This window comes from Alteromonas sp. DYW1 (genome assembly GCF_059752595.1).
This window is the reverse complement of sequence record NZ_CM186038.1, coordinates 2,097,229-2,111,210: the sequence shown is the minus strand read 5'-3', so window position 1 is coordinate 2,111,210 and position 13,982 is coordinate 2,097,229. Positions and strand designations below refer to the sequence as shown.

Genomic DNA, 13,982 nt, shown 5'->3' with positions numbered 1-13,982 from the left:
GGGCGATTGCGATGAAATTTAGTGAAAAATGGTTACGAGAGTACGTGGATCCAGCGCTAGACAGTAAAGCGCTGTCGGAACAGCTTAGTATGGCTGGTCTAGAGGTTGATGGTATCGACCCAGTCGCTGGAGATTTCAGTGGTGTTGTGGTCGGTGAAGTGGTTGAGTGTAGTCAACACCCTGACGCTGACAAATTACAAGTCACAAAAGTTAATGTAGGGGATAGTGAATTATTAGACATCGTCTGTGGTGCACCGAATTGCCGGCAAGGGCTTAAGGTCGCAGTTGCGAAAGTCGGTGCCGTTTTACCTGGTAATTTCAAGATCAAGAAAGCGAAATTACGCGGTCAACCAAGCTTCGGTATGCTGTGTAGTTTCAGCGAATTAGGCATGGGTGAGGATCATTCTGGGATAATCGAATTACCCGCTGATGCGCCTATCGGCACAGATATTGTTGAATATTTGGACTTGGACGATCGCATTATTGAAGTGGATCTTACCCCTAATCGTGCCGATTGTCTTGGGATGCGCGGTCTCGCCCGTGAAGTGGGCGTGCTGAACAACCTCGATGTTAAGGCTCTTGATTTTAAAGCGGTTGAGAGCACTATTGATGATTCCCGTGCGATTGAATTAGCGGCACCAGATGCTTGCCCTCGTTATCTCGGTCGAGTCATTAAAGGCATTACTCTGGACGTGAAAACTCCGTTGTGGATGGTAGAAAAGTTGCGTCGCAGTGGGGTACGCAGTATCGACCCAGTCGTTGATGTGACGAACTATGTGTTACTTGAACTCGGCCACCCCATGCATGCCTTTGATTTAGGTGCGATTGATGAAAAGATTATCGTGCGCCATGCAAAAGCCGATGAGCAATTAACCTTGCTAGATGAGAGCACAGTAAGCCTTAAACCAGATACATTAGTCATCGCGGATGCAACTAAAGCACTTGCCATGGCAGGCATCTTTGGTGGCTTACACTCAGGTGTGACTGCAAAAACTCAAGATATTTTCCTCGAATCGGCATTCTTTGCGCCGGATGCGATTATTGGTAAAGCGCGTCAATATGGTTTGCATACGGATGCGTCACATCGTTATGAACGTGGTGTTGACCCAGAATTGCAACGTACCGCAATGGAGCGTGCGACACAGCTTTTAATCGATATCGTTGGCGGGCAGGCAGGGCCGATCGTCGAAGCCGTTGCAACCGAACACCTACCAAAATCTGCAGCTGTTACACTACGCCGAACTCGTTTAGATCGTGTTCTGGGTCATACGATTGCTGATGAAACAGTCACTGAGATCCTCACTCGTCTCGGCTTAGATGTAACGTTTACAGATGGCGAATGGAAAGCGCAAGCGCCGAGCTATCGCTTTGATATTGCGATTGAAGAAGACTTAATTGAAGAAGTCGCTAGGGTTTATGGTTATAACAGCATTCCCAACAATTCACCGCAAGGCACTTTGGCTATGCTACCAAGTGAAGAAGCAAAACAGCCTTTACAGCAGTTAAAAACGGTATTGTTGGAACGCGGCTATTCCGAAGCGATCACTTATTCTTTCGTTGATCCGAAACATCAAGGTGCATTATTCCCTGAGCAAGAGGGGTTAGTTTTACCACACCCCATATCCAGTGAAATGTCAGTGATGCGTGTCAGCTTATGGACTGGTCTATTGCAAGCCGTCAGTTATAACCAAAATCGTCAGCAAACACGCGTGCGCTTGTTTGAAGCGGGATTGCGTTTCATTCCTGACACGAGCGGTGAAAATGGCCTTCGCCAAGAAACTATGATTGCAGGTGTGATCGCAGGGCATCAGTTACCGATGCACTGGGAGAGTAAAGAGCAAAACGTTGATTTCTTCGATATCAAAGGCGACGTCGAAGCGCTACTTGCGCAGACCGCTTTAAATGGCAAGGTAGACTTTATCGCTTGCACGCATTCGGCATTGCATCCCGGTCAGGGGGCAGAAATTCGCTGCGATGACCAAGTGATTGGTTGGGTTGGTGCCATTCACCCGCAATTCGAGAAACAACTCGGCTTGAGTGGTCGAACTTTTGTATTTGAACTTTTTGTCGATGCTGTGACTCAACGAGTTATACCACAAGCGCTACCAATTTCTAAATTCCCAGCGAACCGAAGGGATATTGCAATTGTGGTTGACGAGGCGGTTAATTTTGGAGACATACGTAGGTATGTAGAAAAAATTGGCGTAAATCAATTAGTTGACCTAAACTTGTTCGACGTGTACAGAGGTAAAGGCATTGAACCTGGTAAAAAAAGCCTCGCTCTGTCGCTTACGTTGCAAGACACCAGCAAAACGTTAGAAGAAGCCGAAATTCAAAAAGCGGTGGAAACAGTAGTTGCAGGTCTTGAATCACAATTTAGGGCTGCGTTGAGAGAGTAACAAGACAATGGCATTGACCAAAGCTGAAATGGCGGAACACTTGTTCGAAAAGCTAGGTATGAACAAGCGGGATTCCAAGGAACTCGTTGAAGCATTCTTCGAAGAGATTAAGTCTTCGCTAGAGGCCGGTGAGCAAGTTAAGTTGTCTGGGTTCGGCAACTTCGATCTGAGAAGTAAAAACGAACGACCAGGACGGAACCCGAAAACGGGTGAGGATATCCCAATCAAAGCTCGCCGTGTGGTGACGTTTAGACCGGGGCAAAAACTTAAGAGCCGCGTTGAAAACGCTAAGCCGACAGGTCAATAGCAGTGACTGGATAATCAGTTGTACTGAATAGCGTAAAAAGCCTACTGTAAAGTAGGCTTTTTTAATGCGTGCGACCGTCCTAAAAGTAACACTTTCCAATTTTTTGGGAATGCAATGAATTCACATGATAGGCGAATTCAAAAAGATTATTCCTGCGTGCATAAATTAACGGTTGTTATAGCAAAGTGCCCAAATACAATGCTTCCCCCTTATTACGCTGTTCTTGTCGTGGTAACCTTCGCCTTAAATTGGTTGTCATTATAGGTTGTTTACTTGTCTATCCTAAAATCTACGCGTATGCGACTGTTTTACCTTATATTTTTGACCATCGTTGTAGCAACAGCGATTATTCATCGGCCGCAGGAAGAGCAACGGCCGAATGACACTCAGCCTCAATTGAGCGTTGATGCGCTGTTTGCTGCTAGTGACGTACAATTAGGCTTAAAACAAGCCTATGTTGATCAGGATGATGAGGTGTTTGTCTATTGGCAAAATATACTGCTTGAGGCCGCATTAGAGGTAGGTTACGACGCCGACCAAGTGCGCTTTCTTGCCGGCGAGCGCGGACTGGACTATGTCAAATTCCGGGCTGCTCGAATGTTGTTTCAAGAGGCCATCGACGCGGCGTACATCAACGGTGAAGCGTTTGAACCTATCGCTGCTCAATACCCGCAGGCAGAAGACTTGTTTGCCGATGCACAAGCCATGTTCAGAGCGCGTAATGAGGCTCTCAATGGTATTGCTTCTGCCCTTATGCAAAGCGCGCAAGAGGACCCATCTTTGGGTACGCTTACACCGCAACAAGCGCAGCAGCATGCACTAGCGTTGTGGCAACAAAAACTCCAGTCAGCGGCTAGGGCACCAAAGTAAGCGTATGTTCAGGAGTTTCTGGTAACAGCGGGGTTTGTTCGGCGTTAACATAAGCGTCAAAACCCTGCCGATAAAACGGGCTCAACGGATGGCCTGACTGGCCCCCAGGAATCGTTAGAATTGCATGTTGCTCTCGCCCTGGTTGCACGGTTAAGCGTTGTGACGCGCCATGCGTGCCGTTTTGTACGGCAGGTAGAAAACTGTCGCCAAAGCCAGCAACCGTCGGCATGTCGAGTACTGGGGCGAGCACCGGCATAACTCGACTGAATGGATGTTGTACTTTTAGTGCGTTGACCTTGCCCCATGTCAGTTCTGCCAGCGCGCCGGTGTCACCACCGGCATATTGGGCAAGTAACTCTTGGCGCATCGTCCGGTAGGTGTCGAGTAAAAACGGTAGATAATCGTCATAGGGCGCCGGCAACCAATCCAGTGGTTGCTGCTTCAGAATGGCTTTGGTTGCAGGCTCTAAATGGCGGAGCACGGGTCCCAAACTGAGATTCTGTTCACGCAGATAGGTTTCAATTGGCGCAAACAACGCGTTCATGACTGCACTGCGGAATTTTCGCGTTAAGGCATAACCTACGGAGTCGCTGCACGCACAGCCTTGCCACGCATCGAGTAGAGCAATATCTTCGGCAAATTCATGTGGACTTTGTTGTAGGGTATTGAGTAAGTATGCCTGCCAAGCAGACAGAAAAACGGCTGCGTTATCTTGTTGAATTCGATAGAAAGCCGCTTCATCATAAATTTCTTGTTCGAACAAGCGATCGCGGATCTGCATCCCGCGAGCGCCAAGAGCATAACCGCCATCACCAAAGCGGCTTAATTCCTCAGTGCCAATTACGCGTGCATTCGCGGTCCAAAGGCGTTGATTATCTGGGTTGATTACTGCGGGAAGCTGCTGTTCTCGCGCGTCCCATAGGGCCGAAACATCTTCCTCTGCTATCGCCTGATCACTGGGAACAGGGCGTGCGGTCACCGCTCCAGCCGGCATCCATGCAATGGAGCCAGTGTGATCAGCCGCTACCATATTTTGCACAGGGATACCCATTTGCGTCGCAATCTCACGCGCTTCAACAACTGATTTTGCGCTATCCAGTTCCAAATGTTTGAGATTAACCGCGTAGGGCTGGTGCGCTACCCAACGTAATGCATAGTTTTCACCATCAATTTGCCGAACGGGGCCATAGTCGCTTATGGTGAGCTCCATACGGTGCTCAGTTTCAGGGGTTTTTATGATTTCAGTCTGCGTATTAACTGCCGTTGTCGCGGCCAAGCGTATCCAGTCTGTATTATCCAGATTTGCATTGGTAAAGCCCCATGCAACGTGGGTATTGCTACCGACGATAATGCCTGGTGTACCTGGCAAACTCACCCCATGCACCTCTATGGCTTCGTTGTTGCGGGAGTAGTACAAGGATAATCGATACCAAATCGGTGGTACGCGTAACCCTAAATGCATGTCATCACTGACCATGGGGGTGCCGGATTGGGTTAGTTCACCACTCACTGCCCAATTATTGCTGCCGATATCAATCGGTTCAGGGATGACAACCGAGGCTAAATGCGAATTCGCTGGTTTATGCAAAGCGGGAATATCCAACGGCACTGGTCGTTCAATTTCAGAGTAATCCAATGCCGCCTGAAAGCTGCTCGGTAACAAGAAAAAATCCAGCATGGACTGCCCATAATGTTTGGCAATTTGGGTCAGCACTAGGTCGCGTTGAACTTGGCCATTTTGCAAGTCAATGTACATACTGTACGAGACTAACAAACTGTCTTCTGCTTGCCATGGCTTAAACTCTTTGCCGAGCAAAAGGTATTCAAACGGTAAAACTGAATAGTGGCTAACTGCATTATTAACACCTTGTGTATAAGCGTCGAGTACGTTGCGTTCATTGTCACTGAGCTGTTGAAGTGCTTGTTGTGCGCGTTTACGAAATTGATGAAAGCGCGCGCGCTCATCGATGCTTATGGCTGCGTCACCAAACAATTCGGCAATTTCTCCGGCACCACTACGACGTAATAGGTCCATTTGAAACAAACGATCTTGGGCGTGGGCAAATCCGGTAGCGTAGGCGGCATCTACAATATTTTGCGCATTAATCACTGTATGACCCTTGGCATCTCGCTGGATATTTACCTGGGCCGAAATTGTTGCGTTCACTTCGCCATCAAGCTCTGGGAGGCTCAAGAATAAGGTTATATAAATAAAACTAACGGCTGCAAACAGGCAAACAAAGACAGCAAGGAGGATGCGTTTCATGGTAATTTTTCGTATAGTCTCAACTTGTTATCTCATCCTAGCGGTGCAAATCGCGAATGCAAAGGTTTTAATCAAGGAGTAGTGCGATTTTGGGGCCGGTAATGCTTGATATTGAAGGTAGCGCTTTGTCGTCAGAGGACAAAGAATTACTCAGACATCCATTGGTTGGTGGACTCATTCTATTCAGCCGCAACTATCAGTCTCCAGTGCAATTGCGTGAACTCGTTAAATCTATCAGGCAAGAGAATCCAGAAATATTACTCGCTGTCGATCAGGAAGGCGGGCGTGTGCAACGGTTTCGCGAGGGCTTTACAGCGATCCCTGCGATGGGGCAATTGCCGACATTGGCTGAATTAGCAGGTATCTCGCCGGTTGAATTAGCCAAGGCATGCGGTGCAATCATCGGCTATGAATTGACGCACGTTGATATTGATATTTCCTTTGCTCCAGTCCTTGATATCAATGCTATCTCTACTGTGATTGGCGACCGTTCTTTTGGTGCTAGCTGTAACGAGATAGTGCCTTTGGCCAGTGCCTTTATTCTTGGTATGCGCAGTATGGGGATGAGCGCGACCGGAAAACATTTTCCTGGACATGGCTCTGTGCAAGCAGATTCACACATCGCGATGCCGGTTGATACCCGTTCCTTAGCTGAAATTGAAAGCACTGATATGCCAGTATTTAGTCAGCTGATCGAGGCGGGTTTATTGCAAGCCATGATGCCTGCACATGTCATTTATTCGCAGATCGACGACCAACCTGCGGGGTTTTCAAGCGTATGGTTGCAACAAATCTTACGGCAACGTTTGGGGTTTAGCGGGATTATTTTCTCTGATGATTTATCGATGCAAGCCGCTACCGTCGCTGGTGGTCCCTTACAGCGCACTCAAGCTGCTTTGCAGGCAGGGTGTGACATGGCACTCGTTTGCAATAACCGTGACGCAGTCAAAGAGGTGTTAAATGGGCTCCAGTGGTCTTCTGGAACGTCGCGAGCAGTGGCAAGTTTACGGGCCCGAGAAGTGCCGCTTACGCATAAGAAACAGCTGTACAGTGCAGCGTTGGAAACGCTAAAACTCGCAGCGGAGGTAGGATAGATGTCAGAAGTCGTTCAAAGCTGGGTTAAGTGGCCAATGGTTATGCTCGCCATTACATTAGCGTTAGTGATTTATCTAACGCTCAATGCGTTGGGACAACCTGCACCTATCGTTGTAACTGCTGCAATAACGACTCTAGTCGGTACATTATGGGTAACTGAAGCATTGCCAATTCCGGTAACATCACTGATCCCTTTTGTGGCGTTTCCGCTGGCGGGGGTGCTTGACCACAAGACCGCAGCATCGGCACTAGGGAATCACGTTATCGTGTTACTGATGGGCGCATTTATGTTGTCAAAGGCATTGGAAAAATCCGGCGTGCACGTGCGCTTAGCATTTAACATGCTGAGACTCACAGGCACCCACAGTGCCAGACGTATCGTATTAGCCTTTATGCTCACCGCGGCGCTTTTAAGCATGTGGATTTCTAATTCGGCAACGACACTGATGTTGATGCCTTTGGGACTTGCCGTAGTCGCGCATTTGCAGCAACCTCGCTTAGCGATAGTACTCCTATTGGCTATTGCTTATGCGGCCAGTCTTGGCGGCGTTGGTACTCCCATTGGCACGCCACCAAATATTATTTTTATGAGTGTATACGAAGAATTTACGGGCACTCAAATGACCTTTCTTGATTGGATGCAGTATGGCGTACCGATTGTTGTTATCGCAATTCCTATGATGGCGTTGTGGTTAACTCGTGGTATTGGCGAGTTACCGGCGTCTCCGATCCCCGATCAGCCTAAATGGGCCCCTGCAGAAAAGCGTGTTCTTATGGTCTTCGGTTTAATTGCATTAGCTTGGGTTTTTCGGCCATATTGGGCCGCGTTTTTCAACGCTCCAGGCATCGGCGATAGCACGGTTGCCTTGCTTGGGGTGGTATTGATGTGTTTGATACCCTCTGGGAATTCTGATCCTGAGACACGAAAACCCAGTTACTTGCTCGATTGGCAAACGGCGCAACAGATCCCATGGGGTATGCTACTGCTATTTGCTGGAGGGATTTGCATTGCAAGTGCGTTTACGGCGAGTGGTTTGAGTCAACTGATCGGTGAGGGGCTATCAGGTTTGACGGCTTTGCCATTGATTTTATTAGTATTATCTATTTGTATAGCGGTAAGCTTCTTGACCGAGATCACATCCAATACAGCCACTGCAACGTTATTGATGCCGATTTTAGCCAGTGCAGCAATGGCGAATAATATCGATCCAGCCTTGCTAATGATCCCGGCAGCGATTAGTGCCAGTTGTGCGTTTATGTTGCCTGTCGCAACAGCCCCAAATGCCATTGTTTATGGTACTGGAAAAATTGCGATTTCGACCATGGCGAAAGAGGGGGCTGCGCTAAATGTTATGGTTGCAATTGTTGCAGCCATTGTGATCACTGCTCAGTTCTAACTCTATGATATTCCATAGAGAACAAGGTTAAACATTGACATCGGCTATCCCCAATTGCTTATTTGACCAGCGTGCCAGCACAAATAAATAGTCTGACAAGCGGTTAAGATACTGCAATGCTTCAGGTGCAACAGCCTGCTCGTGATGTAAACGTACCAATGCACGCTCTGCGCGCCGACATACCGTGCGACACACATGGGCATGTGCTGCGGGTTGACTGCCACCGGGCAAAATAAACTGGGTTTGAGGTGGCAAATCTTGTTGCATAAGATCAATGGCTTGTTCGACCGCGCAAACGCGTTCGGCAGTCAGTTGACTGCTGTCAGAAATTGCAAACCCTACAGTAAATAGGTCGCGCTGAAAATCCGTGAGTAAAGCAGCGGCCGCGGTAAGTGAGGAATCGGCTTGCAACTGACACGCCAATAAACCTAACTGCGCGTTAAGCTCATCTAAGCTGCCATAGGCATCTAGAATTACATCATCTTTGGCTATTTTGCGTACGTCGTGGGTGTAAACTTGAGTAACGCCCGAATCACCTTGCTTGGTATAAATTTTCACTCAGTATCAACCTCATTGAGCTCACTCAGTGCATCAGGTTCGGGCCTATCGTGGCGGCGGATCTGAACGATTACACCAAATAATGGGTGGTCAAAATAATGTACTTGTTGGCTGATCACGCGGCGCAATTGTTTGAGCCCAATAGCTTCAAATGCAGGTTCGGCCGATTGTTCTACAACCTTGACTGGGCGCTGATACACAAGATCATTATCGATATGCAAGTACGGCACCCGATTGATGTATTGCAAATACACTTTAAACGTTCCATCCACTTGCCAACGTGAGTCCTGATACTGTGTGAGTGGTTCACTACTCGGATCATCGGAACTTAGCAGTTGCTGCACGATATCTGCTGGCACAGGGGTGTTTAACGCCTTATCGAGCTGCGTAAAGAATGTATTAGTGGGATCGGGCGGTGGGTCTAGCTCATCATTAGCGGCCAATGAGCTTTCATCAAGTCGTTCACTTGTGGTCAGATTGTCCATAGAGTCAAAGCTCTCGCCAACCGCTTCTGAACGTTCGTTTAAGCCCTCACTCTCGCTCTCTAACTCTGCTAGCTTTGCCGCTTGTCGGGCTGCCTCGTAAAGTGGGGCGTGCAGATCTTTGCCAGCGATCAAGCGAATTGAATCTGCGATATCACGTCCAAATTCAACTTCCTGACGCCAAGCTGTGTGCAATAGTACTCGATGATTTGCTAGACGATTGATGCCACGGGCAAAGTCGTGCAAGGAGAATAATTCATCGGGCAGGAGGTGAGCGTCCTCTGCACGGAACCAATTGAGACCGCTTAATGTGGTGGGGACGCGATCGGTGCGAGGCAATGAAATATCAAAAGCATACAATGGAATGTCACCCGCTAACAACATTTCGTTGTCCATAATACACAACACGTTTACTGGTAATTTAATCGGTTCCAGCGCCGGCAGAGATTCAATAAGCGCTTGGCGCTGTTGGTTTAATTCGCGCAGCAGCGTAGCATAGTCAAAAGGACTGTCTTGCGCATTTACATCGAATAGCAGCGCATTTTCTGCCGATAATGAGATTTCTGGCCCTTGCTGGGTGTTTAAATCATCGCTACTTGCAGCGTTTTCTTCCGTGTTAGCAGGATCATTCTCAACGGGCGTTACTTCTGTTGGACTGGACACTTGTGTGAAATTGTCTGAAGCATCTTCAATGATGGCAGTAATTGCATCATCTACCGCGAGACTATCAACAGCGTCGGAGTTGTTGTCTAAGTCTGGATTGGCAATTAATTCGGCCTCTCTCAAGCGAGCTTGGTGCGCTTGATATTCGGCAAGAATACTGTCAATTGTGGGCAGTGTGTCTGTACTTGTACAAGTATTGAGTAGTGGCAATAAGCCACTGATATCAGGTGTTAAGGCTTGTTCTATAAGGTTTAATTGCCAATTCGAGGGGATAGGCGCGACATTATCAAATTGCTCGGCTAAGGATTCATCATGGCTGCGTTCAAAGACAATGACTTCAATATCAAACCACCATTCCTGTTCTTGCGCAACGGCAATGCGAACAGGCCATAGGGCCAGTACTAACAGGCAAACGCTGAACAACCTCATGTGGGGCGTGATTCCTTGATAAATGATTGCAATAAGGAAGATACCATATCCAGACGTTGCTGGGCATCCTCAGGTGTGTTGATAAGCTTAAGGCGAGTTGGACCATCAAAGCGGAATTGTTTTGCCTGCGTTTGGACTAACTGAATGATGTAGCCCGGATCGACAGGAGTCGTGTCAGTAAACTCGATACTGCCAGTTTGGTGACCCATTTCAATTTTGCTGATCCCCACCTGTTTAGCGAGCAGCTTATACTCGGCGATCGCGACGAGATTTTTGGCTGCTTGTGGCAACATACCAAAGCGGTCAATGAGTTCAATTTGCAGATTATCGATATCCAGCTTGGTTTTGCAACCAGCCAGTTTTTTGTACAGCGACAAACGTGTGCTGACATCAGCGATATAGTCATCAGGCAAGAGCGCAGGAATACGCAATTCAATTTCAGTTTGTTCTGCGAGTGCTGCATCTAACGACGGTTCCTTGCCTTGTTTTAATGCTTCTACTGCTTGTTCCAGCATGTCCATATAAAGCGTAAAACCGATTGACGCAATTTGGCCTGATTGATCATCACCCAATAATTCACCGGCACCTCTGATTTCTAGATCGTGAGTGGCCAACTGGAACCCAGCCCCTAAATCCTCTAAATTAGCAATCGCTTCGAGTCGTTTCGTCGCATCCCGAGTCATGTGCTTAGGATGTGGCGTTAATAAATAAGCATAGGCCTGATGATGTGAACGGCCAACGCGTCCACGGAGTTGATGTAACTGAGCTAAGCCGAGGTGATCAGCGCGGTCCATAATAATGGTATTGGCAGAAGGTACATCGATACCTGTTTCAATGATCGTGGTACACACCAAAACATTAAAGCGTTGGTGATAGAAATCACTCATGACTTGTTCAAGTTCGCGTTCACGCATCTGGCCATGACCAATCGCTATGCGAGCCTCAGGAACGATCTGGGCAATTTCATCGGCTGTTTTCTCGATGCTGTCTACTTCATTGTGTAAGAAGTACACCTGACCGCCGCGTAAAATTTCACGCATTATTGCTTCACGAATGACTTCTTTATCACGTTGTTGCACAAAGGTTTTTATCGACAGTCGCTTGGCCGGTGGAGTGGCAATAATCGAGAGATCTCGCATCCCACTTAGAGCCATATTCAGGGTTCTCGGGATCGGCGTTGCGGTTAGGGTTAGAATATCGACATCGGCGCGCAACGATTTGAATTTGTCTTTTTGGCGCACGCCAAAGCGGTGTTCTTCATCGATAATGACCAATCCGAGATCATGATATTTAACATCATCTTGGATCAGTTTATGGGTACCAACCACAATATCGACTTTACCTTTAGCTAGTCCACTCAATACTTCTTGGCTTTTTTTCGTGCCGACGAAGCGTGACATTACTTCTATATTAAATGGCCAGTCTGCAAAACGGTCTTTAAAATTCTCATAATGTTGCTGTGCGAGCAGGGTTGTAGGCACCAAAATAGCGACCTGTTTGCCTTGGTTGGCGGCCAAAAAAGCGGCGCGCATGGCAACTTCTGTTTTACCAAAGCCAACGTCACCGCAAACCAAGCGGTCCATAGCGCTGGGAAGTCCCATATCATTAATTACAGCACTGATTGCTTGTTGTTGGTCCAATGTTTCTTCAAACGGAAAACTGTCAGCAAAGCGTTGGTATTCTTGCCAGTCTATTTGATAAGCAAAGCCAGGTTTTGCCGCTCGGCGGGCGTAAACATCGAGTAATTGCGCAGCGACATCACGGACTTTCTCCGCTGCTTTTCTCTTGGCTTTACTCCAAGCATCGCTGCCTAATCCATGAAGTGGTGCTTGATCGGGGTCGCCACCGCTATAACGACTGATCAAATGTAGACTGGCGACCGGCACATATAGCTTCGCACCTTTAGCATACTCTATGGTTAGATATTCGGTGCTGATCCCGCCAGCATCGAGAGTTTGTAAACCAATGTACCGGCCTACACCATGGTCAATATGCACCACCGGCTGCCCACTGGATAATTCTGCTAAGTTGCGGATAACCGCGGATTCATCCGTGGCTTTTTGCTTGTCACGTCGTCGTCGCTGACTGATTTTGTGCCCGAGCAATTCGGTTTCGGTGATCAGCAATAACTGCCCATCAGCAGCATGCAGATAAAAGCTATTTTCAACATTCCCAACGGTCAGTCCCACTGGCTCATGTTGTTGAATAAAGCTGTCAAGACTATCAACGCTGGTCGTGCTGATGCGCGCTTGCTTTAATATGCTCAGTAAGTTTTCTTTGCGCCCCATGGTTTCCGCGCAGAATAATACGCGCCCACCGTCAGCTAAGACTTTTTCTAAGCGTTGACGGAGGCGTTGTGCGGGTTCTTTGTGCTGCGGCTGCAAGGCGATGTCGTCAACTAGGTGAACACCAAAGTTAGTTCTGCCGACCTTGTCTTCTACCTCGTGCGTATTGATCTTCACTCTTGGCCAGAGCTTAAATTGTGCGAACAACTCTTCAACTGATAAATACAAATGCTGTGGAGCCAGTAATGGTCGCTCTGGATTATAGCGCCGTTGTTCATACCGATGCTGAATATCGGCCCAAACAAATTCACAGGCGTCTTGGATATCTCCATGCATGAGTATCTGAGTATTCTCGTTTAGATAATCAAACAAGGTGGCGGTTTGCTCAAAGAATAACGGTAAATAATACTCGATACCCCCAGGTAAACCCCCGCTACCCGCTGTAACGCGATGAAATATTGATTCTTTAGAGCTGACAGTATCAAAGTGGGTTAAATACTGTTCTCTAAAGCGGGCGATTGCTGGTTTATCCGTTGGGAATTCTCGAGCAGGTAGTAGGCGGATTTCATCGACTTTATCCGTCGAGCGTTGATCTTCAGGATCAAAAAGACGGATTGAATCTATCTCATCATCAAACAGGTCGATGCGAAAAGGATGTTCACTGCCCATGGGGAAGAGATCAATGATACTGCCACGCACAGAGAATTCGCTGTGACTCATCACTTGATTAACGTGCAAATAACCAGCCTTTTCCAATTTACGTCGAAATGCTTGTACGTCAATGGATTGACCGATTTTGAGCAGTAATAAATATTGGTCTAAATAATTGGTCGGTGCAAGACGTTGGATCAGCGTATTAATCGGCACGATAACTAAGGTATTAGCCGCGTTCGACAACGCATCGAGCGTTTCTAGCCGCTGCGATATAATATCCTGGTGTGGTGAGAAAGTATCATAGGGTAAGGTTTCCCAATCGGGAAACACATTAATATTGACTTCATTTGGCAGACTAAAAAATTGAATTTCGCGTTCTAGCCGCAGCGCACTGGGGGTATCCGCTGTCACTAACAACGTGGGGCCTGTATGCTGCAGGGTGGCGTTTGCAACGGCCAATGCTGCGCTGCTTTTAGGCAGTTGCCCCCATTGTAGGAAATCAACGTTGGACGTTTTGTTTTGCGGTAATGGGGGAAAAAATATCGATGCTTTCATGGATACGCAATAGGCCTTGTGC

At 47.7% G+C, this 13,982-nt stretch carries 9 protein-coding genes; 5 read left to right on the top strand and 4 right to left on the bottom strand.

Annotated elements, in window-relative coordinates; genetic code table 11:
* The first annotated feature begins 11 nt into the window (after window positions 1-11).
* The 3 genes from pheT to AC121Z_RS09365 all read left to right on the top strand — a co-directional run bounded on the left by pheT (window position 12) and on the right by AC121Z_RS09365 (window position 3,576).
* Entirely contained in the window at window positions 12-2,399 is a 2,388-nt protein-coding gene (gene pheT / locus AC121Z_RS09375) for a phenylalanine--tRNA ligase subunit beta (RefSeq protein ID WP_498123771.1), read from the top strand.
* 7 nt (window positions 2,400-2,406) lie between these two features.
* The gene (locus tag AC121Z_RS09370) at window positions 2,407-2,706 is read left to right on the top strand and encodes an integration host factor subunit alpha (protein ID WP_100641703.1); all 300 of its coding nucleotides are present in this window, start codon (window positions 2,407-2,409) and stop codon (window positions 2,704-2,706) included.
* 273 nt (window positions 2,707-2,979) lie between these two features.
* Complete coding sequence (locus tag AC121Z_RS09365) at window positions 2,980-3,576, top strand: hypothetical protein (protein ID WP_498123770.1); 597 nt, start codon at window positions 2,980-2,982, stop codon at window positions 3,574-3,576.
* Here AC121Z_RS09365 and AC121Z_RS09360 read toward each other — a convergent pair.
* Complete coding sequence (locus AC121Z_RS09360) at window positions 3,560-5,842, bottom strand: penicillin acylase family protein (protein WP_498123769.1); 2,283 nt, start codon at window positions 5,840-5,842, stop codon at window positions 3,560-3,562. The genes AC121Z_RS09365 and AC121Z_RS09360 overlap by 17 nt on opposite strands.
* Window positions 5,843-5,943: 101 nt before the next feature.
* Between AC121Z_RS09360 and nagZ the strand changes: the two genes are divergently transcribed.
* Together nagZ and AC121Z_RS09350 are read left to right on the top strand one after the other, a co-directional pair.
* Entirely contained in the window at window positions 5,944-6,936 is a 993-nt protein-coding gene (gene nagZ / locus AC121Z_RS09355; RefSeq protein ID WP_498123768.1) for a beta-N-acetylhexosaminidase, read from the top strand.
* A complete protein-coding gene (locus tag AC121Z_RS09350) occupies window positions 6,937-8,334 on the top strand; it encodes an SLC13 family permease (protein WP_498123767.1) in 1,398 nt (465 codons plus the stop codon).
* A gap of 27 nt (window positions 8,335-8,361) precedes the next feature.
* Here the strand turns inward: AC121Z_RS09350 and AC121Z_RS09345 are convergent, their stop codons facing one another.
* From AC121Z_RS09345 to mfd, 3 genes are read right to left on the bottom strand one after another with little or no spacing between them, the layout of a single operon-like run.
* Complete coding sequence (locus tag AC121Z_RS09345) at window positions 8,362-8,892, bottom strand: cob(I)yrinic acid a,c-diamide adenosyltransferase (RefSeq protein ID WP_498123766.1); 531 nt, start codon at window positions 8,890-8,892, stop codon at window positions 8,362-8,364.
* Window positions 8,889-10,466, bottom strand: a complete 1,578-nt coding sequence (locus AC121Z_RS09340) for a CsiV family protein (RefSeq protein WP_498123765.1) — start codon at window positions 10,464-10,466, stop codon at window positions 8,889-8,891. Before AC121Z_RS09340 ends, AC121Z_RS09345 begins: the two co-directional genes overlap by 4 nt.
* Entirely contained in the window at window positions 10,463-13,960 is a 3,498-nt protein-coding gene (mfd, locus tag AC121Z_RS09335) for a transcription-repair coupling factor (protein ID WP_498123764.1), read from the bottom strand. The genes AC121Z_RS09340 and mfd overlap by 4 nt, the downstream gene beginning before the upstream one ends.
* Window positions 13,961-13,982 lie beyond the last annotated feature (22 nt).